Annotated in this window: 28 protein-coding genes and 1 tRNA gene; 3 read left to right on the top strand and 26 right to left on the bottom strand. The window is 45.4% G+C overall.

What is annotated here, in order from left to right; all coding sequences use genetic code 11:
- Positions 1-650: 650 nt before the first annotated feature.
- The 6 genes from B092_RS0112955 to petA form a co-directional block, all read right to left on the bottom strand.
- Positions 651-726 (bottom strand) — tRNA-Thr (locus tag B092_RS0112955).
- Positions 727-826: 100 nt separating this feature from the next.
- Positions 827-1,243: a ClpXP protease specificity-enhancing factor gene (locus tag B092_RS0112960; protein WP_018575645.1), complete on the bottom strand. Its 417-nt coding sequence runs from the start codon at positions 1,241-1,243 to the stop codon at positions 827-829.
- Between the two features lie 102 nt (positions 1,244-1,345).
- A complete protein-coding gene (locus B092_RS0112965; protein ID WP_018575646.1) occupies positions 1,346-1,957 on the bottom strand; it encodes a glutathione S-transferase N-terminal domain-containing protein in 612 nt (203 codons plus the stop codon).
- Between the two features lie 104 nt (positions 1,958-2,061).
- The gene (locus tag B092_RS0112970) at positions 2,062-2,910 is read right to left on the bottom strand and encodes a cytochrome c1 (protein WP_018575647.1); all 849 of its coding nucleotides are present in this window, start codon (positions 2,908-2,910) and stop codon (positions 2,062-2,064) included.
- Between the two features lie 15 nt (positions 2,911-2,925).
- The gene (locus tag B092_RS0112975) at positions 2,926-4,311 is read right to left on the bottom strand and encodes a cytochrome b (protein WP_018575648.1); all 1,386 of its coding nucleotides are present in this window, start codon (positions 4,309-4,311) and stop codon (positions 2,926-2,928) included.
- Positions 4,312-4,368: 57 nt separating this feature from the next.
- A complete protein-coding gene (petA, locus tag B092_RS0112980) occupies positions 4,369-5,016 on the bottom strand; it encodes a ubiquinol-cytochrome c reductase iron-sulfur subunit (RefSeq protein ID WP_018575649.1) in 648 nt (215 codons plus the stop codon).
- Between the two features lie 171 nt (positions 5,017-5,187).
- On the opposite strand from petA, the gene mscL reads away from it, so the two are divergent.
- Positions 5,188-5,682 carry a large conductance mechanosensitive channel protein MscL gene (gene mscL / locus B092_RS0112985; RefSeq protein WP_018575650.1) on the top strand — a complete coding sequence of 165 codons (495 nt, stop codon included), beginning with the start codon at positions 5,188-5,190 and terminating at the stop codon, positions 5,680-5,682.
- Positions 5,683-5,762: 80 nt separating this feature from the next.
- Here the strand turns inward: mscL and B092_RS0112990 are convergent, their stop codons facing one another.
- Complete coding sequence (locus B092_RS0112990; protein WP_018575651.1) at positions 5,763-6,542, bottom strand: Nif3-like dinuclear metal center hexameric protein; 780 nt, start codon at positions 6,540-6,542, stop codon at positions 5,763-5,765.
- 19 nt (positions 6,543-6,561) lie between these two features.
- On the opposite strand from B092_RS0112990, the gene B092_RS0112995 reads away from it, so the two are divergent.
- Entirely contained in the window at positions 6,562-7,767 is a 1,206-nt protein-coding gene (locus B092_RS0112995; RefSeq protein ID WP_018575652.1) for a S1C family serine protease, read from the top strand.
- A 52-nt stretch (positions 7,768-7,819) separates the two neighbouring features.
- Here the strand turns inward: B092_RS0112995 and tatC are convergent, their stop codons facing one another.
- The 19 genes from tatC to B092_RS0113090 all read right to left on the bottom strand — a co-directional run bounded on the left by tatC (position 7,820) and on the right by B092_RS0113090 (position 22,411).
- A complete protein-coding gene (gene tatC / locus B092_RS0113000; RefSeq protein ID WP_018575653.1) occupies positions 7,820-8,581 on the bottom strand; it encodes a twin-arginine translocase subunit TatC in 762 nt (253 codons plus the stop codon).
- A complete protein-coding gene (gene tatB, locus B092_RS14820; RefSeq protein ID WP_018575654.1) occupies positions 8,574-9,590 on the bottom strand; it encodes a Sec-independent protein translocase protein TatB in 1,017 nt (338 codons plus the stop codon). The genes tatC and tatB overlap by 8 nt, the downstream gene beginning before the upstream one ends.
- Positions 9,591-9,622: 32 nt before the next feature.
- Positions 9,623-9,883 carry a Sec-independent protein translocase subunit TatA gene (gene tatA / locus B092_RS0113010; RefSeq protein ID WP_018575655.1) on the bottom strand — a complete coding sequence of 87 codons (261 nt, stop codon included), beginning with the start codon at positions 9,881-9,883 and terminating at the stop codon, positions 9,623-9,625.
- Between the two features lie 80 nt (positions 9,884-9,963).
- Positions 9,964-10,314, bottom strand: a complete 351-nt coding sequence (locus B092_RS0113015) for a phosphoribosyl-ATP diphosphatase (RefSeq protein ID WP_018575656.1) — start codon at positions 10,312-10,314, stop codon at positions 9,964-9,966.
- A 16-nt stretch (positions 10,315-10,330) separates the two neighbouring features.
- Positions 10,331-10,732 carry a phosphoribosyl-AMP cyclohydrolase gene (hisI, locus tag B092_RS0113020; protein WP_018575657.1) on the bottom strand — a complete coding sequence of 134 codons (402 nt, stop codon included), beginning with the start codon at positions 10,730-10,732 and terminating at the stop codon, positions 10,331-10,333.
- Entirely contained in the window at positions 10,733-11,536 is an 804-nt protein-coding gene (hisF, locus tag B092_RS0113025) for an imidazole glycerol phosphate synthase subunit HisF (RefSeq protein ID WP_018575658.1), read from the bottom strand.
- Positions 11,536-12,294, bottom strand: a complete 759-nt coding sequence (hisA, locus tag B092_RS0113030; protein ID WP_018575659.1) for a 1-(5-phosphoribosyl)-5-[(5-phosphoribosylamino)methylideneamino]imidazole-4-carboxamide isomerase — start codon at positions 12,292-12,294, stop codon at positions 11,536-11,538. The genes hisF and hisA overlap by 1 nt, the downstream gene beginning before the upstream one ends.
- Before the next feature lie 250 nt (positions 12,295-12,544).
- On the bottom strand, positions 12,545-13,132 hold the full coding sequence (gene hisB / locus B092_RS0113035) for an imidazoleglycerol-phosphate dehydratase HisB (RefSeq protein WP_018575660.1): 588 nt from the start codon (positions 13,130-13,132) through the stop codon (positions 12,545-12,547).
- A gap of 26 nt (positions 13,133-13,158) precedes the next feature.
- Positions 13,159-14,460: a histidinol dehydrogenase gene (hisD, locus tag B092_RS0113040; RefSeq protein WP_018575661.1), complete on the bottom strand. Its 1,302-nt coding sequence runs from the start codon at positions 14,458-14,460 to the stop codon at positions 13,159-13,161.
- A gap of 2 nt (positions 14,461-14,462) precedes the next feature.
- The gene (gene hisG, locus B092_RS0113045; protein ID WP_018575662.1) at positions 14,463-15,116 is read right to left on the bottom strand and encodes an ATP phosphoribosyltransferase; all 654 of its coding nucleotides are present in this window, start codon (positions 15,114-15,116) and stop codon (positions 14,463-14,465) included.
- Positions 15,117-15,118: 2 nt separating this feature from the next.
- Positions 15,119-16,378 carry a UDP-N-acetylglucosamine 1-carboxyvinyltransferase gene (gene murA, locus B092_RS0113050; RefSeq protein ID WP_018575663.1) on the bottom strand — a complete coding sequence of 420 codons (1,260 nt, stop codon included), beginning with the start codon at positions 16,376-16,378 and terminating at the stop codon, positions 15,119-15,121.
- Positions 16,371-16,613: a BolA family protein gene (locus B092_RS0113055; RefSeq protein ID WP_018575664.1), complete on the bottom strand. Its 243-nt coding sequence runs from the start codon at positions 16,611-16,613 to the stop codon at positions 16,371-16,373. Before B092_RS0113055 ends, murA begins: the two co-directional genes overlap by 8 nt.
- Before the next feature lie 27 nt (positions 16,614-16,640).
- A complete protein-coding gene (locus tag B092_RS0113060) occupies positions 16,641-17,513 on the bottom strand; it encodes an ABC transporter permease (RefSeq protein ID WP_018575665.1) in 873 nt (290 codons plus the stop codon).
- The gene (locus B092_RS0113065; RefSeq protein WP_018575666.1) at positions 17,506-18,300 is read right to left on the bottom strand and encodes an ABC transporter ATP-binding protein; all 795 of its coding nucleotides are present in this window, start codon (positions 18,298-18,300) and stop codon (positions 17,506-17,508) included. Before B092_RS0113065 ends, B092_RS0113060 begins: the two co-directional genes overlap by 8 nt.
- A gap of 146 nt (positions 18,301-18,446) precedes the next feature.
- Positions 18,447-19,061 carry an MlaC/ttg2D family ABC transporter substrate-binding protein gene (locus tag B092_RS0113070; protein ID WP_018575667.1) on the bottom strand — a complete coding sequence of 205 codons (615 nt, stop codon included), beginning with the start codon at positions 19,059-19,061 and terminating at the stop codon, positions 18,447-18,449.
- Between the two features lie 162 nt (positions 19,062-19,223).
- A complete protein-coding gene (locus B092_RS0113075) occupies positions 19,224-20,171 on the bottom strand; it encodes an MlaA family lipoprotein (protein WP_018575668.1) in 948 nt (315 codons plus the stop codon).
- A gap of 49 nt (positions 20,172-20,220) precedes the next feature.
- The gene (gene mlaD, locus B092_RS0113080; protein ID WP_018575669.1) at positions 20,221-20,688 is read right to left on the bottom strand and encodes an outer membrane lipid asymmetry maintenance protein MlaD; all 468 of its coding nucleotides are present in this window, start codon (positions 20,686-20,688) and stop codon (positions 20,221-20,223) included.
- 15 nt (positions 20,689-20,703) lie between these two features.
- Positions 20,704-21,477 (bottom strand): lipid asymmetry maintenance ABC transporter permease subunit MlaE, encoded by a 774-nt coding sequence (gene mlaE / locus B092_RS0113085; protein ID WP_018575670.1) that lies wholly within the window; start codon positions 21,475-21,477, stop codon positions 20,704-20,706.
- 1 nt (position 21,478) lies between these two features.
- Complete coding sequence (locus tag B092_RS0113090; protein ID WP_018575671.1) at positions 21,479-22,411, bottom strand: ABC transporter ATP-binding protein; 933 nt, start codon at positions 22,409-22,411, stop codon at positions 21,479-21,481.
- Between the two features lie 138 nt (positions 22,412-22,549).
- On the opposite strand from B092_RS0113090, the gene dbpA reads away from it, so the two are divergent.
- Positions 22,550-23,944 (top strand): ATP-dependent RNA helicase DbpA, encoded by a 1,395-nt coding sequence (dbpA, locus tag B092_RS0113095; RefSeq protein ID WP_018575672.1) that lies wholly within the window; start codon positions 22,550-22,552, stop codon positions 23,942-23,944.
- Positions 23,945-24,066: the final 122 nt, after the last annotated feature.

Here is a 24,066-nt window from a genome sequence, read left to right on the forward strand (position 1 = left end):
ATTGACTTCGATAAGCAACTAACTTAAAAAGCTAATCACTCATCGCGCTTAATTACTTTATTACTCAAAGAAAAAGTACAGAGTTAAATATCACACAAGATATCAAACCTTACTATTTCTTCATAACTTAAGTATAAGCACTTAAAACATAATTTATTTGGCTCACCGTCGTGAAACGGTGACTGCACATTATGCCAAGTGCCCACACTTATCGGTTGTTAAATTGTTAAAGAACATATTGGCTGATTTCAACCAAGTAATTAATCAAACTAAATCGCATCCTAACGATGCACCATTTAATCAATTAATTTGTTGTCATCACCCTGTCACATCCGCCGTTAATAATAAAAACTAGAACTTATTAACTCGTGCTTCGTGAGCAGCAAAGATTTAAATTATGACTCATCTAAATCTCTTTGTCAACACTTTTTATCAAAAACTTTAAATTAATTTAAAAGCTTAATTCGAAGTGTTGTTTTCTTTTGCAAAGAGTTAATATCACTAACCACTTGTTTTGCGAAAGATGATAATTATGAATTAACTAACTATCCTTGTCAAGTCTTTTTGTTTAATTACACAAATCAATATAAACGGATAATCTTATTACCCAACGTCAACTTGACTATATATACCAAATCAACAAAAAGAATTGGTGCCGGCTACAAGAGTCGAACTCGTGACCTTCTGATTACAAATCAGCTGCTCTACCAACTGAGCTAAGCCGGCTGAAGAATGAAATTATAGACCTTTTAGAAAAATATGCAAGCCCTATTTTCATTCATTACCAAAAAAGATACGTTTTTGTACTTTTTACAACAAATAGTGTTTATTTAATGATTTGCAACACGGTAGCTTTCTTATTATTAGCGCCGTCTTTTGCAGCGGCATCCGAAGAATCGGCGCCGGCAGAAGGACTAGCCAGCTCATAATCCTCTTCAAAGGGAAAGCCCATACCCTCTTGAGTCTCTCGCGCAAAAAAACTGACAACAGTAGCGACAGGAAAATGTACATCTTGCGCCTGACCACCAAAGCGAGCACTAAATGAGACCCAATCATTATTAACCAAAAAATCTTTGGTCGCCATTGGCCCTACATTAAAAGTAATATAGCCATCTTTTACAAAGGCTTTTGGGACTTGGCAGTTTTTATCGACTCGCACAACAATATGAGGTGTTAAGCTCTCGTCATAACACCATTCATATAGCGCTCTAATTAAATATGGTTTACTAGATGCTGGAAACATAACCACCTCAACTATTTAATATGCCAATGTACAACAAGGTACGTTATAAAAAATACCCGAACATTAGTATAACAACTGTTCGGGTATTAACTAGACAAGTAATTAGCGACGCATTACTTTTTCGCTTGGTGTGAGCGCTTCAATAAATGAAGGTCGAGAAAACAATCTCTCTGCGTACTTCTGAATTGGTGCCGCACTGCGTGGCAGCTCAATACCATAATGCTCTAAACGCCACAATAATGGAGCAATAGCCACATCAGGCATAGAGAATTCCTCGCCTAATAAGTAATCGTTTTTACTCATTACCGGCGCCAATACAGTCAACTGATCGCGAATACGATTACGGGCAGCCTCCGTTTCTTCAGAATCTGGACTTAACTGACGATCCTCAAGTACGATAACGTGAGAAAAAAGCTCACGCTCAAAGTTATGCAAGAACAAACGCGTACGAGCTCGCATAATCGGTTCGGCCGGCATTAATTGTGGATGAGGAAATCGCTCATCGATATATTCATTGATGATATTAGACTCATATAGAATCAGATCGCGCTCTTCTAAAATAGGCACCTTACCATAAGGGTTCATCACTGAGATATCTTCCGGCATATTGAACAGGTCAATATCACGGATCTCAAAATCCATACCCTTTTCGTAAAGAACAAAGCGACAACGCTGTGAGAATGGGCAAGTTGTGCCTGAATGAAGAATCATCATATAAATTGGTCTCCGTTAAACAAATTAAGGTCAGCGCCCTAAGACACTGACCTCGTATGCCCTGCAAGTGCTTTGCAATTGCAGGAGGTGTTGTCCATGCTGAATTATTTTACATGCTTCCAGTATTGCTTGCTTAAGAACCAAGCAACAACAAAGAACAAGGCTAAGAAAATCATCACCCAAGTACCAAGTACTTTACGGAAATGTTGATCCGGCTCAGCCATCCAACCTAAAAAGGCGCTTAGATCGGCCATATCCTTATCAAAGGCTTCTTTCTTAGATTCATCTAAATACTTAATTTCAGCAGAATAGTCTTCGCCACCCTTATAGTTAGCTAATTCCTTTTCGCTTTCTAAGGTAGCAAACCCGTCTTTGTCAAAACGAGTAACTGTCTCTATCCACTTGATGCTGTCGCCATCTTCAACCGGCTTAACCTCAGTAATAATTGCCTCAACAGGGCCTTGCGCTTTCCAGAAAGGATTAGGCATTGCCGCATTTGGGAAAACTAGGTTATTCCAGCCGGAAACGCTACTTTGGTCACGGTAAAAAGTACGTAAATAAGTATATACATAGTCTTCGCCCGGCTGACCTAAGTTAGCAGATCGAGAGCGTGTGATAACCGATAAATCCGGAGGAGTAACACCCATCCATGCTTTGGCATCTTTGGCTGTCAAAGCGATATTCATCATATCGCCAACACGCTCACCAGTGAATAGCAAATTCTCTTCGATTTGCTCCTCGGTTAAACCGAGGTCCATCAACTTGTTATAGCGCATATAGTCAGCACTATGACAGTTCAGACAGTAATTAACAAATAGTTTGGCACCATTTTGCAACGCTGCTTTATCAGTCACTTTAACAGGCACCTCATCCCAAGCATAGCCTGAGGCAGCTGTCGACGTCGTAACCGCAGCAATAGTCAAAGCCAAAACACTTAATATCTTTTTAAACATGATTCACCCTTGCTCTTAGTGTGGCTTGTAAGTAACACGTTCCGGCACTTCTTTGAATGTACCCAAACGGCTCCAAATAGGCATAAAGAAGAAGAACGCTAAGTAGACTACAGTACTTATCTGAGAAATAAGGTTCAGCAAGTCACTAGGCACCTGAGTACCGATATAGCCTAAGATCACGAAGTTAATCATGAACACCGCGTAAACCAACTTGTGCCAGCCCGGACGATAACGAATTGACTTAACAGGTGACTTGTCTAACCAAGGCAAGAAACCAAGGATAACAACCGTACCACCCATCACCACAACGCCCCAGAACTTAGCATCAAACACGCGTAACGTGATAGCCACAGCAATTAACACGACCGGCCAAACAATCTTCCAAATACCGCGAGTATTTTTGCTGAAGAACAAACCAATCGCGAAGATCACGCAGAAAGCAACTAACGCCCAAGTAAACTGGTCAGTTGTTGCACGCAACATTGAATAGAACGGTGTGAAGTACCATACAGGCGCAATGTGCGCAGGCGTCACATACGGGTCAGCAGGAATAAAGTTATTGGCTTCGAGGAAGTAACCACCCATGGTAGGCGCAAAGAACATAATTGCCGCAAACACCAATAAGAAACCGGCCACACCAAGAATGTCATGCACTGTGTAATAAGGATGGAATGGAATACCATCAAGCGGACGACCTTTGTCATCTAGCTTGTCTTTAATTTCAACACCATCGGGGTTATTAGAACCTACTTCGTGCAACGCAATAACGTGCGCCACAATCAGACCGATTAACACTAATGGAATCGCGATCACGTGGAACGCAAAGAAGCGATTAAGTGTCGCGTCTGAAACAACGAAGTCTCCACGAATCCAAGTAGATAAACCCTCACCCACAAATGGAACAGCAGCAAAGAGGTTAACAATAACCTGTGAACCCCAGTATGACATTTGACCCCATGGTAATAAGTAACCGAAGAAGGCCTCAGCCATTAGACAGAGGAAAATTGCCACACCAAAAATCCACACTAACTCGCGTGGCTTACGATATGAACCATACAACATACCGCGTAGCATATGTAAATACACTACGACAAAGAACATAGATGCACCCGTAGAGTGCATATAACGAATTAACCAACCAAAAGGCACCTCACGCATGATGTACTCTACGGAGGCAAATGCCAATTCGCCATCAGGCTTATAGTGCATCACCATAAAGATACCGGTCAAAATCTGGATGACCAGTACTAACATGGCTAATGAACCAAAAAAATACCAGAAGTTAAAATTCTTAGGGGCATAATACTCAGTCATGTGATCTTTGACCATTTTAGTCAAAGGAAAACGTCTATCAACCCAACCAAGAAGACCTGTTGTTTCAACAACTTTCTCGCCGGCCATGTAAGGCTCCTTTTATAACTAGCTAAAAATTAAAAATCCCTGCAAGTTCCCAAGCGATTAAGCTGGACTATCCATACCAATCATGATGTTTGTATCATCGATGAAATAATATGGAGGAACAGGTAAGTTATCAGGGGCTGGCATGTTTTTAAACACACGGCCAGCAAAGTCAAACACAGAACCATGACACGGGCATAAGTACCCGCCCAACCAATCAGAGCCCATGCCCTGAGAAGTGCCTGCAGCAAATCGCGAAGATGGTGAACAGCCTAGATGCGTACAAATACCCACCATAACCATCCACTCCGGATTAATTGAACGATGCTCATTTTGAGCCCACTCCGGTGTAAAGCCCGGGCGCTGAGACATTGGATCTACTAAGTCATCAGTCAACTTAGAAAGCGTAGCTAACATCTCGGGCGTACGGCGTAAAATCCATACCGGCTTACCTTGCCACTCCGCAGTGATCATCTGCCCCGGAGCTACTGCTGAAATATCAACCTGCACAGGCGCCCCAGCAGCCTTTGCACGTTCTGATGGTGACATTGAAGCAACAAACGGTATCACCGTAGCAACTCCAGCAACGCCACCTACCGCACAGGCGGTACCTAACCAAAAACGGCGACTCGGATCATCAGGCAACACATCCGGTGACGCCTGCTCGAACTCTACCACCTCTTTTGAAAAAGTAGATTCTTGACTCATATCATTCCCTATTACTGCCAAGGTCTAAAAAAATAACGTATAGCGACCCAAACTGTCGCTATTATCGTACAAATAAAATCTTGAAACGTAAAAATATTACGATACGCAATACTAATTAACCCCTTATTATATACTTTATAAATCTGTTACAACCAAGAAAAGGAACTTTTTATGAGCAAGGCTTCTAATTTTGTACAAGAATTCAAAGAATTCGCGATCAAAGGAAATATGATTGACCTCGCTGTAGGGGTAATTATCGGTGCAGCGTTTGGAAAAATCATCGACTCCTTGGTAAAAGATGTCATTATGCCCCTGATTAGTTTCATCATTGGAGGCTCTGCTGATTTCTCCAATATGTACGTCGTTCTCTCACGACCTGAAGGATATAGTGGCCCCGAGACTTATCAAGCTCTGACAGAGGCTGGCGCCAACGTCTTTGCCTATGGCAGCTTTATCACCATCCTCATTAACTTTATCCTACTCGCCTTTGTCGTTTTTCTCTTAGTCAAAGTTATCGCAAAAGCTCGTGCCAGCTTTGAGGCAGAAAAACAAACAGTAGAGGAAGCCCCTGCGGAAGATCCTGCAGACGTCGCTCTACTCCGAGAAATTCGCGACTTATTACAAAAGCAAGAAAGTAACTTAACCTCGCCCAAGACGCTTGAGTAACATTAATTACTGACGATATTACACAATAAAGCGCGCCCTTAAATCAAGAGTGCGCTTTGTTTCTTTTGAGCTAAAGCAAATCAAACCGGATTATCTATATCCAAGTATTCTAATTCAAGCATCGGGTACTGCTGCTGCATCACTTGCATCAGTCCCTGCACACCGTAGCGCTCTGTGGCATGATGCCCGGCACCGTAATAAGCCACGCCATACTCTTTGGCCAGATGAAACACAGGCTCAGAAGCCTCGCCGGTAATATAGGCATCGGCACCCGCCAAGATAGCCTCTTCAAACATACCCTGAGCACCTCCTGTACACCATGCGACTGTCTCAACTTTTTGTTCCGGATCGCCAATAAATAATGGCTGACGAACCAACTTCTTTTCAATTGATTCGGCAAACTGTCCCGCATTTACCACACCCTCAGGCGCCCTACCGAGCCAGATAAGACCGCCCCTACCGAAAGTCTGTGGTTTATTATCCACATAATTTACACACAAACCTAAGACTTGCGCTAACATGGCATTATTGCCCCATTGGGGATGAGCATCCAGCGGCAAATGATATGCAATGAGGTTAATATCATGCTTGATTAGCTTAGCCAAGCGCTCATATTTGGCATTGATAATTTTGGGGTTTTCATTCTTCCAAAACCATCCATGGTGCACAATAATAGCGTCGGCTTGCTTTTTAATTGCTTGCTCAATAAAGTCCAAACTTGCTGTGACGCCAAAGACCACTCTTTTAAGTTCAGGCTTCCCCTGCACCTGTAGTCCATTAGGTGCATAATCCTGAAATAGTGTTGGTTGAAGCTGTTGGTCTAGCCAAGCAATAAGTTCTTTGACTGTAATTTTATCCACGATTGATTCCTAATAATATATGTACCGCTATTGGTTGATTTTCTCACAAGCAGTAACTATTGTTTTGGCGCTGATTTTTACAATTAGCACAGTCAGACCCGGTTGGCTTGGTCAGCAAATCGAAATCCAGTCACAACCGACTGCCACGGTCAAAATTCAAGCTGAAGCGATCCCAAATCCAACAAACTCCAATAAAGCTCAAGCACCAATTACAACCACTGCAACCGTTTTTACATCGTATGCAGATGCGGTTAAATTAGCTGCGCCATCGGTCGTTAATATTTATACAACTAAACGCATCAACTCGCCGCTGCGGGATCTCAATGATATCCCATCACTGCGTCCTTTTATTCAAGAACAAAATGAGCGTCAGCGCTTAAGCGATCCCACCAGCCTTGGCTCGGGAGTGATCGCCTCTGAACAAGGCTATATCTTAACCAATTATCACGTCGTTGAAGCAGCTGACGCGATTGAAGTCCTACTTCACGATGGCCAACGCGCCCCTGCTAAATTTATTGGCGCCGATCCGGACACCGATCTGGCCGTATTACAAATCACGTCAACCGGCCTTCAACCGATTAAAACCGATCCCAATCAGGCCCTTAATATCGGTGATGTCGTCTTGGCCATTGGCAACCCGTTTGGGGTCGGCCAAACAACGACCATGGGGATTATTTCAGCCCTTAACCGCTCAGGTTTAGGCATCAACACCTACGAAAACTTTATTCAAACAGATGCCGCCATTAATCCCGGTAACTCAGGTGGCGCACTCATTAATGTCAACGGCAGCTTGATTGGCATCAATACTGCCATTTATTCTGAAGCGCACTCCGGCGGCTCTTTAGGCATTGGCTTTGCCACACCGGCCAGCACAGCGGTGAAAATTATGGAAGAGATTATAGCCACCGGAAAAGTCTCCCGCGGTTGGCTCGGCGTAGAACCCCAAGACGTAACAGCCGATCTCGCCAAAGCTTTCAACCTGCCACAAGTACGCGGCGTGATTGTCGCTTCTATCGGTCAAAATAGTCCGGCCGCAAGTGCCGGCCTTGCCGTAGGCGATATCATCATCAAGATCAATGACCTACAGGCAATCAATACGCGCCAGATGCTTAACGAGGTAGCGACCTTAAAGCCAGGCACCGTAGTCAAGCTGGAAGTATTAAGAAGCGGCCGCCCGCTAGAGTTTAATGTCACGCTAGCACAACGACCGCAAACTTTTGAGTAACAAAGCGATATCTCTTATAAGGCTGAGCGCATCAATTTGAATTGCCGGTGCTCTACTCTGCCTGCGGTTTTCTTACCTTAACAAAACGGCATAAGAAAATACCCAGCTCATACAAAAGACAAATGGGAATGGCCATTAATAGCTGACTAATAACGTCAGGCGGCGTAATAACGGCAGCGACAACAAAGGCGCCGACAATCACATAGCCCCGGACTGACTTTAGCTTTTCGACCGTAATGACGCCAAATGACACCAACACAATAACCGCTACCGGGACCTGAAAAGTCACGCCAAACGCCAGAAACATGGTCATCACAAAACTTAAATACGCAGCAATATCCGGTGCTACGGTAATAGACTGTGGCGCGACCATCGCAATAAACTGGAACACCGTGTTAAATACCACATAGTAGCAAAACAGCATACCGACAAAAAACAACAGGGTGCTGGCCAAAATCAAAGGCAAAACAAGACGCTTCTCATGTCGATAAAGGCCGGGAGCTACAAATGCCCACGCCTGATACAACACGACCGGCAAAGCGATCACAAAGGCCAGCAACAACGTCACCTTCAAGGGCACCAAGAAAGGAGTAATAACGCCCGTTGCAATCATCGTATGATTTTCCGGCAAGGTATTGACCATTGGTTGCGCCAAGAAATCATACACTGCACCGGTCCCGGGAAATATGGTCAAGACAACAAAAACGCCCAGTACCGCAAGCAGCATGCGGATAATACGTGTGCGTAGCTCAATTAAATGCGAGAAAAAGCTTTGACCTACATCTTCTGCTGCAGACTTAACCTCTTTAGACATTTAAGCCACCATGATCATTAGAATTCTTTTTATCTTGCGTATTGGCATCGGCAATTGCCTGCCCATCCTGCCCTCTAACCACCTGCTCTTCGTCCGACGGCTCCTGAGGCATCTGTTCCCACAATGCCAATCCCTCTAAGCTCCTATCGGCATCAACAGGGCTAGCGCTGTCCTCGATAAACGCAGTCGAATCCTGACCCCAAGCTTCGCGCTCTTCAGGGCTAGGCTCCGGTGCTTCTAAAGGCTCAAACGTCGGACCATCATAAATACCTGCAACCTGCTGCGGTGCGGAGCCATCGGTGGACACCTGCTCGTCTGCGGCAGACCATCTTTGCTGAATCACATCAGCAGCGCTGGCTACGCTGTCATCATTTTCGTCGGGGTAAATCAGTGAACCACCCGCAACCGTAGACTGATGCGCATCCACCAGCGTACTGGTCGGCGCAAATGAAGCGGATGGATTAACGGAGAAGGCTTGCGAGGGCTCTATGACCTCCGCCTTAGCGTCAGAAACCACGCCCATGGCGGTAACGCCGGTTGTTTTACCGGCTTTAGCGACTGTATCGGTTGCTTTAACAGCTGCTGATTTAGAAGCGCTCGACAACGGATTGGCAACCGCTTCTTTGACCGATTTATCAATTGCCAACTCTTTTAAATCAGGTAGCGGATTAAGATCGCCCTTGAGCTGCTTTTCTAAATCCGTCACTTCCGACTTGACCGCATCTAAAGGATTACTGATTTTCTTTAAAGGATCTGTCACTGAAGCAATCTCCCCCTCAACAGAGGATTTCACCTGAGTGACATTAGACGCCACCTCATCCTTAAACTTTTTGATGTCTTCGACATGCATCTCACGCTCGATATCGCTTTTGATATCGTTAACATAGCGTTGAGCACGCCCCACCAACAGACCTAAAGCTCTTGCCGTTTTAGGCAAGCGCTCTGGTCCTATGACAATTAAAGCGACCAGCGCAATAATAAATATCTCGGAAAGACTTAAACCAAACATATTACCCTAATACTACCTATCACGTTACGTGCTTAAGCAGTAGGTTTATCCTCACGCTTAACCTCTTTGAACTCTGCGTCTTGGACATCGCCGGCTTTTACAGCCTTAATCTCATCTTCTGCACTGGCTTTCTGTGTGGTTGTATTGTCATCTTCCGCATCACCTAGGCCCTTTTTGAAGCCTTTGACTGCCGTGCCTAAGTCCTCGCCTACATTACGTAGCTTCTTAGTACCAAAAACCAAAGCAACTACCACTAAAACGATTAACCAATGCCAAATACTTAATGAGCCCATCTCATTCTCCTAAAGAATTTTTTGTTACTAAAAAATAGTATGTTAAATTTACACTCATCGATGAAACAAATCACCTATGCCTACTCACTGCGTGAGGCTTTTTCCACTAAACCGGATAAGCCCTCACGTCGAGCTAATTCATTTAATATCTGCTCAGGCTTAACACCATAATAAGTTAAAGCGACCAAGCTATGGAACCATAAGTCTGCCGCTTCGTAAATTATCTTATTCTGATCCGCCTCTTTGCAGGCCATAATTAATTCAGCGCTTTCTTCGGCAACCTTTTTTAAAAAAGCGTCTTCGCCCTTATGGTATAGCTTAGCCACATAAGAACTACTAGGATCACCGCCATTTGCCGGTAACCGACTCTCAAGCACCTGCTCTAACTGCTTTAAAATATGCTTTGCATCAAATTCCATGTGCTGTGACATTGAATACCCTATGTAACTACTCTGATGGATACATGGTGTCGGGATCAACCAGCACAGGATCGACATCTTCCCAATCCTGCACCTCGTTGCTGTGAGTTACTAACTTCTTATAGAAGCAACTTTCGCGACCCGTATGGCAAGCCACGCCGCCAATTTGTTCGACCTTGAGCAAAACGACATCCGCATCACAATCCAAGTAAATATCATGCACTATTTGCGTATGACCGGAGCTCTCACCCTTGCGCCATAACTTCTTGCGGGAACGTGACCAATAAACGCCGCGCTTTGAATTGACAGTTTCAACCAACGCCTCGTGATTCATCCAAGCGACCATCAGTACACGCTCTGACTGCCAATCCTGCGCAATCACCGGAATGAGTCCTTGCTCATTGAAGTTGACACGAGTAATCCACTGCATTTAATCTAACCTAACCGAAATACCTTGATCACGCATAAACTGCTTGCACTCCTCGATGGTATAGTCACCAAAGTGAAAAATACTGGCAGCTAACACAGCGCTTGCACCGCCAATAGTAACACCATCGGCCATATGCTGTAGATTACCGACACCACCTGAAGCAATCACCGGGATAGTGACAGCGTCGCTAATTGCTCGCGTCAACTCCAAATCAAAACCGTCTTTGGTGCCATCTCTATCCATGCTGGTGACCAAAATCTCGCCGGCACCATAATCTGCCATCTTAGAAGACCACTCAACCGGGTCTAAGCCGGTAGCGGTTCGCCCACCATGAGAGTAAACCTCCCATCGCAAAGGCTCGCCCTCTGCATTGACACGACCTGCGTCAACCGCAACCAGAATCCGCTCCGAGCCAAAGCGTTTGGCAGCGTCACGAATTAATTCCGGATTAGCGATTGCGGCACTGCCAATTGACACTTTGGAGGCACCAACATCTAAAAGACGCTGGATATCATCTACACTGCGTATGCCTCCACCAACAATTAAAGGAATCGAAATCACCGCAGCAGTTTGCTGAATAATCGGTAAAATCAAATCACGACCTTCACTTGTCGCCGTAATATCTAAAAAAGTCAGCTCATCAGCGCCCTGCTCACTGTAACGCTTCGCAATCTCAACCGGATCGCCCGCGTCACGCAGATCAACAAAATTTACACCCTTAACAACACGACCACCATTAACATCCAAGCACGGGATGACTCGCTTATAAGAACCAGATTGTTGGTTAGTTTGGTCGTGTTGCATTATGCCTGCTCCTCTATGCCATCAAAATAATCGTCAACATAATCTAAGGCTTCCTCAAAGTTTAAGGTACCTTCGTAAATGCTACGACCTAAAATCACCCCTTCGACACCCTCATCGGCTACCTTGCAAAGGGCTTCAATATCACGTAAATCTGTAACACCACCGGACGCAATCACCGGAATACGGGTCGCTTGTGCTAAACGCACGGTGGCTTCGATATTGACACCGCTCAACATGCCGTCTCTGCCAATATCAGTATAAATAATTGACTCTACGCCTAGGTCTTCAAAGCGTTTAGCCATCTCAATGACGTCATTTTTAGTCACTTTCGCCCATCCGTCGGTAGCGACCTTGCCATCTTTGGCATCTAAACCAACAATGATGTGACCACTGAATGCGCTACAAGCGTCTTGTAAAAAACCGGGGTCCTTAACCGCAGCGGTACCGATAATGACATAATCCATGCCAAGGTCAAGATAGCGCTCGATAGTTTCCATGTCGCGGATACCACCACCGATTTGCACCGGAATTTCGCGATCAATCACGTTTAAAATAGCTTCTATCGCGTCTTGATTTTTAGGGCGTCCCGCAAAAGCACCATTTAAATCAACTAAGTGTAAGCGCTCCGCACCTCGTTTGAGCCAAGTTTCAGCCATGGTGCCGGGGTTATCAGAAAAAATTGTGGTGTCGTTAAGATCACCTTGTCTAAGACGTACGCACTGGCCGTCTTTTAAGTCGATGGCTGGGATCAGCAGCATGATATTACAGAAAAATAATTTAGATTTAAATCAAATAGCAGCGATACGTTATTCGCCACCCCGTAAATAGTATTTATACCCTATTTTTGATGTCGAGGATAAATAATAACCGTCATAAATACAATTAAATTGTCCAAGCTCAATAATCACCGACAATTTGTCGTTCTAATCCGACGGAAAGAACTGATACACAAAAAATGAGGCCTCATAACAGAAGCCTCATTGCTTTATGGAATTACTAAACTCTCACTTAGAGTACACCCTTGGTGGAAGGAATGACACCGGCCATACGAGGATCCTCTGCTAGGGCCATGCGCAAAGCTCGTCCAAACGCCTTAAACACAGTCTCAGCCTGGTGGTGCGAGTTAATGCCCTTTAAATTATCAATGTGTAGTGTTACCGCAGCGTGATTAACAAAGCCTTGGAAAAACTCTTGAAACAAATCCACATCAAAACGACCAATAAGCGCTCGAGTAAAGGGGATGTTGTAATACAACCCCGGACGACCTGAAAAATCGATAACCACTCTGGACAGGGCCTCGTCTAATGGCACATAAGAGTGACCATAGCGCACAATTCCTTTTTTATCACCCACTGCTTTAGCAAAAGCCTGACCCAAGGTAATACCCACATCCTCTACCGAATGATGATCGTCAATGTGAGTATCACCATCACAGTGGACTTCTAAGTCAATTAAGCCGTGACGGGCGATTTGATCTAACATGTGATCTAAAAAAGGCACGCCCGTATTAATATCTTGCTTACCCGTACCATCCAAATTGATCGCGACGCGGATCTTGGTCTCTTGGGTATGACGACTAACTTCAGCACTACGCATTGTAACTGTAACTCCTCAAAAATAGATTAATTCTTATAACGATACTCTGCACTCTTGGCGTGGGCCTGCAACCCCTCACCATATGCTAAGGTGCTGGCGATTCGCCCTAATGTATCGGCTCCTCTCTTGGAGATATTGATTAAGCTTGATCGCTTTTCAAAATCATAAACCCCTAGAGGTGATGAAAAACGTGCTGTTCTTGATGTGGGTAAAACGTGGTTAGTGCCCGCGCAATAATCACCCAAGGACTCAGAACTATAGGGCCCAATAAAGATAGCGCCCGCATGTCGAATACGATCAACTAAAGGCTGGGGCTCTTGCACCGAGATTTCTAAGTGCTCTGCAGCAATGTGATTGGCAATATCACAGGCTTCATCCAAATCGCGAACTTGAATCAAGGCACCGCGATTAGCCAGACTGGTCGAAATAATCGCTTTACGCGACATCTCCGGCAACAATCGCTTGATTGACGCCTCAACCTCATCCAGATAAGCAGCGTCAGGGCACAGTAAAATGGCTTGAGCTAACTCATCATGCTCTGCTTGTGAAAACAGATCCATGGCAATCCACTCAGCAGGCGTTTTGCCATCACATATAATCAAAATCTCGCTTGGACCGGCAATCATATCGATACCAACCACGCCGAATACTCGTCGCTTCGCCTCCGCAACATAGGCATTGCCCGGACCGACAATCTTATCAACCTGTGCAATACTCTCTGTACCATAAGCTAACGCCGCCACCGCCTGAGCACCGCCGATCGTAAGCACACGATCCACACCTGCCACTGCAGCCGCAGCAAGCACGATAGGATTTTGCTCGCCACCGGGCGTAGGCGTGACCATGACGACTTCCCCAACGCCCGCAACCTTGGCCGGAATCGCATTCATCAGCACAGAAGAAGGATAAGCAGCCTTGCCCCCCGGCACATATAGCCCAACACGGTCCATCGGTGTAACCTTTACACCCAATACCGTCCCGTCTTCCTCTTCATAGGTCCAACCGGTGCTTTTTTGGCGCTCATGATAGGCGCAAATGCGTTTTGCTGCCTGAGTTAGTGCATCACGCTGCTCCTGAGGTAAAGCGGCAAGCGCTGCTTCACATGCTTCATTAGAAACCTCCAGCTCAGCCATATGCTCTGCGCTAACCCCGTCAAACTTACGACTATACTCAACGACGGCCGCATCACCATGCTCGCGCACATTGGCCAAAATCTCACTCACAGCAGACTCAATTTGTGAGTCTTGCGCTTCATCGTAGGCTAGCAACTGAGTTAATTGCTCATCAAAGCCCTGATCACTAGAATTTAAACGATTAATCACTGACATAACTATTCCAACGCGGCCTTTTCAAAGGCATCAAGAAATGGCTGTAAACTTTTACCACGGGTTTTTAACGCCGCCTGATTCACGATTAAGCGCGAAGAAACCGGCATCACATCCTCAACATCAATCAGATTATTGCCGCGTAAGGTGCCACCAGTGGAGACCACATCAACAATGGCGTCAGCCAAACCGGTTAGCGGCGCTAACTCCATCGAACCATACAACTTAATAATATCAACGTGTACCCCCTTCTTAGCAAAATGCTCGCGCGTGATATTGACATACTTAGTTGCGACCCTTAAGCGACTGCCTTGGCGTACCGCCTTTTCGTAGTCAAAGCCCTGGCGTACAGCGACTGCCAAACGACACTTGGCAATATTTAAGTCAATCGGTTGATATAAACCACCCGCATGGTCTTGGCTGTATTCATATAAAATATCCAAACCTGCCACGCCAAAATCTGCAGCACCATATTGCACATAGGTCGGCACATCCGAAGCCCGTACAATTAAAATCTGTAGATTTGGATCACTTGTCGGCAAAATCAATTTGCGCGACTTGCTGGGGCTCTCTGTCACCTCAATACCTACCGCAGCTAAAAGCGGTAAAGTGTCATCAAAAATACGTCCTTTGGAGAGGGCAAGCGTGAGCTTATCCATGATTAATTTATCCTTTCAATATTTGCGCCCACAGCACGGAGCTTTTCTTCCATATTGACATAACCGCGGTCAAGGTGGTAGATCCTATCAATGATTGTTTCACCCTCGGCAACCAAACCGGCAATCACCAAGCTGGCAGAAGCACGAAGGTCTGTCGCCATCACTATCGCACCAGAGAGCTTATCCACACCATTAATCACCGCAGTGGGGCCATCGAGTAAAATATCGGCGTTTAAGCGCAATAACTCCGACACATGCATGAAGCGGTTTTCGAAAATATTTTCTACTACAACACCGGTGCCCTCGGCAACAATATTCATCGCCATCATCTGTGCTTGCATATCGGTAGGAAATCCGGGGTGTTCGGCTGTACGAAAACTGACTGCCTTGGGCCGGGTAGGCATTTTAGCGCAAATCCAGTCTTTGCCCTGTTCGATTTGCAGCCCTGCTTCTTCTAACTTATCTAAGGTAGCACCCATGGTCGCCGGAGCGACATGGCGCAAAAGTAATTCGCCACCGGTAGCGGCAACTGCGCACAAGAACGTGCCTGCTTCGATCCGATCAGGAACAATCGAGTAGTCAGTACCATGCAAACGCTCAACCCCCTCGATCTCGATTCGATCGGTACCATGGCCGGTAATCTTTGCCCCCATCGCAATGAGGATATTAGCTAAATCAACGACTTCCGGCTCTCGCGCTGCATTTTCCAGCACGGTTGTGCCCTTGGCCAGTGCAGCTGTCATTAAAAACTGCTCAGTCCCGCCCACGGTCACCATATCGGTACGGATTGAACCACCCACCAAGCCGCCATCAGTGACTGCGCCAACAACATATCCGTGCTCAACCTCTAACTGAGCACCTAATTCTTTTAGGCCTTTGAGATGCTGATCCACCGGACGCGAGCCAATGGCACAACCACCCGGCAAACTGACTTTTGCTTGACCGATGCGAGCCAATAACGGCCCTAAGACTAATATGGATGCGCGCATGGTACTGACCAACTCATACGGCGCTTCATAGGAGCTGACTTCCTTTGTTTGTAAACGCAGCACATCATCGTCAAGCCACTCAGCTTCTACACCTAACTGCTGGAGGACAGCGACCATTGTTTCCACGTCTTTGAGGCGAGGAATATTGCGCAAAATAACCGGCTCATCAGTCAACAACGTCGTGCACAAAATAGGTAATGCTGCATTTTTTGCACCTGAAATAACGACCTCACCGTGCAGGGGTTGGCCGCCGATGATTTTTAATTTAGCCATTTTGTGCGAATTCTTCTGGTGTTAAGGTTTTCATAGATAACGCGTGAATTTCAGCCTTCATGCGATCACCCAATGCCGCATAAACCAACTGATGACGTTGAATCAAGCGCTTACCGGCAAATTCCGGACTGACAATAATTGCTTGAAAATGTGAGCCATCACCTACCACATGCACGTGCTCACAGGTCATATTACTCTCAATATATTCTTTGATCTGATCAGGTGTAGGTAACATAGTGATAAAACCCTTTAAACTTAAAAATTAATTTCTTAACTTATAACCGCTAACAATTAATCGTAAAGCGATGATTGAAACAAAAATAAAAACCCCGCCCACCACGAGTAAACAAAGCCATGGTGAGCTATCGGACACGCCGAAGAAACCATATCGCATCCCGTCGATCATGTAAAAAACCGGATTCCACTGGGACACTGCCTGCCAAAATGGAGGCAAGGAGTGAGTCGAATAGAACACACCCGATAAGAAACTCAGGGGCATGATTAGGAAGTTTTGGAATACCGCGAGCTGATCAAACTTCTCAGCCCATAAGCCTGCAACCAATCCTAAAGTAGACATAATACCGCAAGCCATTACGCCAAACACTAAAACCCACAGTATATTATAAGGTAGTACAACCCTAAAAAGCATTGAAAACAGCCATAGAAAAATACCAACTAATAAACCTCGAGCAACGCCACCAAGCACATACGCTGCGTACAGCTCGTAAGCAGACATCGGTGGCAGCAAAATAAACACTAAGTTACCGGTAATTCTGCTTTGGATTAATGAAGAAGAAGCATTAGCAAAGGCATTTTGCTGCATACTCATCATGATTAAGCCGGGAATTAAAAAGGCGACATAATCAATCACAATATTAGAATCCGGATAGGCCTGAACTCGCCCTTCTAGCACATGAGAAAACACCAACAAATAGAGTAAAGACGTCACGACCGGCGCTAAAATCGTTTGCAAAGCGACACGCCAAAAACGCCTAAACTCCTTGTATAGTAGTGTGGGAAAGCCTGAACCAAAGTGCTGATTATTACGCAATCTCTGGTAGGCCTCGCTACCCAACGAATCAGTTTTGTGCTGATCGGAAAATTGCTGAACCTGATTATTCATGCTGTTACTCACTGACCATCTCCTGCGCCGGCGTATACATAGCACGTGTAAAGGCATCTTCTAAGTTTGAACTCCCATAACGCGCTAAGATCGCTTCTGTTGTCTCTAAAGCAATTAAATTACCGCGCTTTAAAAAAGCTAAACGGTCACACATCGACTCAGCCTCTTCGAGATAATGTGTTGTTAATAAAATTGTATGACCCTTTTTGTTTAATCTTGAAATAAACTCCCAAAGACCACGACGCAAATCAACATCAACACCGGCTGTCGGCTCATCCAAAATAATGACTGGAGGACAGTGCACCAAGGCTTGTGCCACTAACACACGTCGCTTCATACCGCCGGACAAGGCACGCATATTTTCCTCGGCCTTGTCAGTCAATCCCAAATTAAAAAGGATCTCGTCAATCCAGTCATCATTTTTCCCTAAACCGAAATAACCGGATTGTAAACGTAATGTTTCGCGAACAGTAAAAAACGGGTCATAGACAAGCTCTTGTGGCACAACACCTAATGCTCGACGTGCCTGCCTAAACTCGCTTTGCACATCATACCCCATGACCTTGGCGGTACCGGAAGTTGCTTTGACCAAACCGGCCAACACTGAAATCAATGTGGTTTTACCCGCACCATTCGGACCCAGCAAGCCAAAGAACTCGCCCTCTTTAACCTCAAACGAGACATCGCTAAGCGCCTGAAATCCGTCTATGTCCGCATCGTTGCTAAAAATACGGCGCCACATAGACACATCTTTTGCATAGGCTTTTGAAACATGCTCGAATTGAATTGCACTTGACATGATTTTTTAGTTTCTTATAACGTAAGAAGTGAGGTTAAGCCACTTGAACCTAACCTCACTTTGATAATTTGACGGTGTTTGAAGAGTACGCTAGCTAGCGATTAACTCATCAAATAAGTATGTTTAAAATGTGTGGCAATTGACACCTAGCGCTGTAGGCTTTTAATTAAGCCATCGATCCCATTGCGGTTAATTTCGCCTGCAAACTGGTTACGGTAATTTTGAATTAACCAAATGCCCTCAACATTCACATCATAAACTTTCCACGAATCACCGCTTTTTTCTAATCGGTAATCCACGCCCACCGGTGTATTGCTAACACCACTAATTGTAGTGCGTACAACCACGTCATCCGCATTAGGATCGCCACGGAACTGCAGCATATTAATGATTGTACTGTCTTTAACATCCTTGAGTGCGCCACTATAAGTACGAATCAGCGTACCCTTGAAGCCTTCAACCAATGCCGCTCGCTGCTCGGCAGTCGCCTGACGCCACGGCTGCCCCACGGCTAAACGTGTTGTCTTCTCCATATTAACATGTGGCACCACATGTTGTTCAATCAAGCGGTTTGCTGCGTTGATATCACCGGAACGCGCGGCTGTATCAGCTAACAAACTTTTTAGCGCTCTATCAGCGATCTCTTCAACAAAGTCATTGGGATGTACTGCTGCTTGTGCATGTACACCGGCAAACACACTGGTCGCTAATAATGCTGCTAATGCGCTACGGCTTACTACTTTATTGGTAACAAACTTCATAAACTCTCTCCATCATCAGAATCAGATGAGTTATCGATCAACATAAGGTAGACGGTGGAACTTCATAACACCTGCGATAACTCGTTGACTCAATGTACAGCATTTGATGCTGTACATTTTTTAGTCTTTGTATAGATATGTAACCTGCCAGAAACCCCGATTTTATTCTTCGGGATCGTCATATTGAGGTACGCCACCCGCTGTGCCTGTACTACCTGCCGCACCAGCTTCCGGATCATCGTAAGCTTCAGGGTCATCGTAGCCCGGGAGAGTCTGATACTCATAATCATCGGTCGTAGGTACGTATTTATCAAACGTAGGCTTCATGAACATATCCTCGCCCGGACCATACCTTCTATCGTCTTCTTTAGTCCATGCCGGGACCTTGGTACCATCCTTAATTTCAGGCTCTTTCTTTTGTGCGACTAAAGCTCGACGGTTCTGTAAATACGCATCACGTACAAAACTATACTTATCCAGCGCAATGTCAGACGCCAAATCATCGGCATCCAGCAGCGAAGCGCGAGTATCAATCGCATCAATAACGACCACTGGATTACGTAGACGGACATTATCAATACTCCATGGCGAAATATGAGCAGCTGTTGAACCGACTGAATCAACCGCCAGACCACCCATGTCACGGAAAGTGCTGGAAGCAAGGACGGGTAACACAACATAATTACCTTCACCAAAGCCCCAAACAGCCAGAGTCGTACCAAAATCATTAGGGATTTTATGGGCACCATTCATTGATGCCACATCAATACAGCCACCCAGACCCATCGTGGTATTAAACATAACACGCCCAAAGGTATTGACGGCATCTAAGCCACGCCCTTGCAGCATGCTATTAAAGCCGGACCAGACATCACCCAAGTTGCCGAATATATTACTGATACATGTTCTAATCGGATTGGGTGTCAACACCTCATAGGTACGAGCGACCGGACGCAGAATGGCACCATCTAAGGCCTCATTCACCTCGAACATCGTACGGTTATAACTTTCAAAGGGATCGTTTGGATCAGGATTTGGTACGGATACACAAGCCGACAAACCCAATCCGACAGCCCCTATTGCGGCTAATCTTTTGGTTGCATTAAGCATAAAATTCTCAATTAGTAATGTAGTTTTTTATAAAAATTGTGCTTAGCTCTTAATCCGATGAGCCTGCCTTGTCTGCGGTTGAAAATAGGAATCGACTAATGAGATCCTCAATGACAACAGCGCTCTGAGTATACATAATAGAACCGCCATCCTTTAACATCGCTTCCTCAGCGCCCGGTGTCAGATCGAGGTATTGCTCACCAATCAGACCTTGGGTTTTAATCGATGCCGACGTATCCGTAGGAAACTCATACTGCTGCTCAATGTCTAATTCAACGATAGCACGATAAGACTGATTATCAAATGCAATATTTTTTACTCGACCAACGACAACACCATTACTCTTGATCGCGGAACGCTTTTTTAAGGAGCCGATATTGTCGAAGTAAGCACTGACCGTATAATTTGGTTGTAGACTAAAAGTGCTTAAGTTACCGGCGCGCATCGCCAAAAAAGCGAGAGCTAAAAGCCCTAACAAAACGAAAACACCAACTACAAACTCTACTCGTTTACTCATTCTTAAACCTTTGATTTAAAACATGACGGCGGTCATTAAGAAATCCAGACCTAAGACCGTTAAAGAACTAATTACCACAGTACGAGTGGTGGCTTGCGACACACCTTCCGGCGTGGCTCTACACGTCCAACCTTGGTGCAAGGCAATCAACATACATGCCACACCAAAAACCAAGCTTTTAATCGCACCATTTAACACATCGTCAAAGACATCTACCCCTGCCTGCATTTGTGACCAGAAGGAACCATCATCAACGCCTAATGAGACAACCCCAACAAACCAACCGCCCAACACTCCGACAGCAGAGAAAATGGTGCCCAAAATCGGCATTGCGATCACGCCCCCCCAAAAGCGGGGTACTAAAATACGCTCGACGGGATTAATCCCCATCACCTCAACAGCATCTAATTGCTCTCCGGCCTTCATCAAGCCAATCTCAGCTGTCATTGACGTCCCGGCACGACCTGCAAAAAGTAAAGCCGTCACGACCGGCCCCAATTCTCGCATCAGAGAAAGTGCCACCATCATACCGAGCGCCTGCTCTGAACCGAACATCGACAGGATGCTATAGCCCTGAAAGCCTAAAACAAAGCCGACAAATAAACCGGATACAGCAATAATCAGCAGCGAATAAACACCGATAAAGTGAATTTGCTCAATCAACAAACGAGGCCGCTTAAAAATAAAGCCGGTGCGCGCCAACATCTGGAATAGCAAGATGAAAATATTGCCTAAATAGGCGATGGATTTAATAACACAACCACCTAAAGTAGCGATCCACTGAAACATACTATCGCTCCCTATGTTGAGATGGTTTATGACGGGCGAGCAGCTTTTGCTTTTCTGTATACCAGCTCTCGTAATCAGGCGTGATAGGATACTCAAAGCGCGCGCCTTCCTCTGGCGGCAAGCCATTGATGAAATTTTGTACTCGGCTGTCATCCAGCGCTCGAATCTGCTCAGGCGTACCCTCTGCAATGACCGCCCCTTGGTGCAGCATATACACATAATCCACGATTCGGAAAGACTCCTCGATGTCATGAGTAATTAACAAACCCGCCGTACCTAACTTATCTGTAATGCCACGCAACATATCCGCTGTCTGATTCATTGAAATCGGGTCAAGCCCCGCAAACGGTTCATCGTAGAGGAGCAGCTCAGGCTCCATGACGATAGCGCGGGCTAAAGCAATACGTCTCGCCATACCGCCCGATACCTCTGACATACCCAAGTGCGCAGCAGCCTTTAAGCCGACGGCAGATAATTTTTCCAATACTCTATCAACAACCTGTGCTTCATCCATCGTGGTTAACTCCCGCAATGGATAGGCGACATTTTCAAACGTATTTAAATCAGTAAATAAAGCACCTTGCTGAAACAACACGCCCATTTTTTTGCGTAATAGGCTCAGCTCTTTTTTGTTGATATGATTGATCACTTGGCCAAATAGTCTCGCCTCTCCGGCCATAGGACGAATTTGTCCGGTCACGCCACGCAAAATGGTTGACTTACCGGAGCCGGAACCACCAATTAAGGCGATTAACTGCCCCTTGTGGATGGAAAGATTAACTCCAGTGAGGACGACTCGCGAACCGTAACCAAGACTAACATTATTAAACTCGACTACTTTTTCCGAACGAGAGAAATCAGTTTGTTTAGCTGGGTGATCGGACGATACGATCGGTGTATCCCTAGAAGAGCTATCAGAGCTAGTAATTGACATTAAATGTATTATTTACTTTATATTTAATAAAGAATGCTTAATTGTAGAAAATCAAATTTTTTTATGCAATAAATATAACATCAATTTAGCCACCTCGTTACAATAAGTGGTATCAATCAACTATTTACTGCTTAGGCAATGAAAAACAATCATCAACCCCACCCATACTCCTTTCATCAACTTAACTTAGCGACCGAGCAGTTGCGTAATTTGCAACAACTTGGCTTTGAGCAAATGACTCAGGTTCAAGAACTTGCTCTGCCGCCGGCATTGGCTGGCGATGACCTGATTGTACAGGCCCACACAGGCAGCGGAAAAACCTTGGTTTTTGCTTTGACGATTATGCAAAAGCTGGCACTTGAACTAAACAACGCACAAGCGGTGGTGCTTTGTCCCACGCGTGAGCTCGCCTCTCAGGTCGCTGACTCCATCCGCCAAGTGGCTCGCGCCTATCCTTCTGTCAAAGTCAGTTTATTATGCGGTGGCAGTTCGGTGCCTCGACAAATCGATTCCCTGGCACACGGCACTCATATTATTGTCGGTACGCCAGGACGCATTGAGGACCTAATCGCTCGTGGCGCTCTTTTATTAGGTGACGTCAACACATTAGTATTAGATGAAGCGGACAAGATGATGGATATGGGTTTTTACGATAGCCTTAGCGCGATTGCTAATGCCTGCCCTCTAAAGCGCCAAACGCTGATGTTTTCCGCGACCTACACACCGGAGCTGTTAGAGAGAACGGAGGGGTTTCTCATCAATCCACACATGATCCAAGCCATCGACCAACAGAAGCCCGCTATCCAGCAAAGCTTCTACGTAGTGGAAGAGGAGGATCGTGCGTCAGCCATCATCAATCTCTTAGACCAACTTCAGCCGCTGTCTACGATTGCTTTTTGCAATACGCGTGATGACTGCGAAGTCTTGCAACAGCAACTGACACGAGCCGGGATTCACAGCGCTGTGTTGCACGGCCAAATTGATCAAAGAGAACGAGAAGACATTATTATTCAATTTGCTAACAACAGCTTAAGCGTCTTAGTGGCGACGGATGTTGCCGCTCGTGGTCTCGACATCAAAGAATTAGACTTAGTAATTAATGTGCAAATCTCGCCCAATGCTGACACCCATATTCATCGTATCGGTCGTACGGGCCGTCAAGGCGCAGAGGGTCGTGCAATTACCTTGGTCAGCAAAGATGAACTATTTCGCAAAAAAAGAATCGAAGAATCATTAGGCACAGAGTTTGAGCTCATGCAAATCCCTTCACGTCGTCGCACTCATTCCACGCTCAAACCACCAAGACAAACCATTATGATTCGTGGGGGCAAGAAAGACAAATTAAGAGCAGGTGATATTCTAGGTTCATTGACAAAAAATATGGGACTCACCATGGAGCAAGTCGGCAAAATCACGATTCACGATTTTGTCAGTTTTGTAGCGATAGATCGTACTATCGCACCGCAATTGATTCAGCGTTGGCACGCTGAGACCATCAAGGGCAAGACTCGCAAGATGCGTTTACTACCCTAATTCACTTGTGATATCAAAGAGTTAATTCCAAAAACTGAGGAACTTATCAGCCAATTGATAGTCCAAATTAGCACTCAGACAGAGAGAGTGCTAAAATATACACTGACATTTCCGTATAAGAC

Source organism: Oligella ureolytica DSM 18253 (genome assembly GCF_000373745.1).
Classification (GTDB): domain Bacteria; phylum Pseudomonadota; class Gammaproteobacteria; order Burkholderiales; family Burkholderiaceae_B; genus Oligella; species Oligella ureolytica.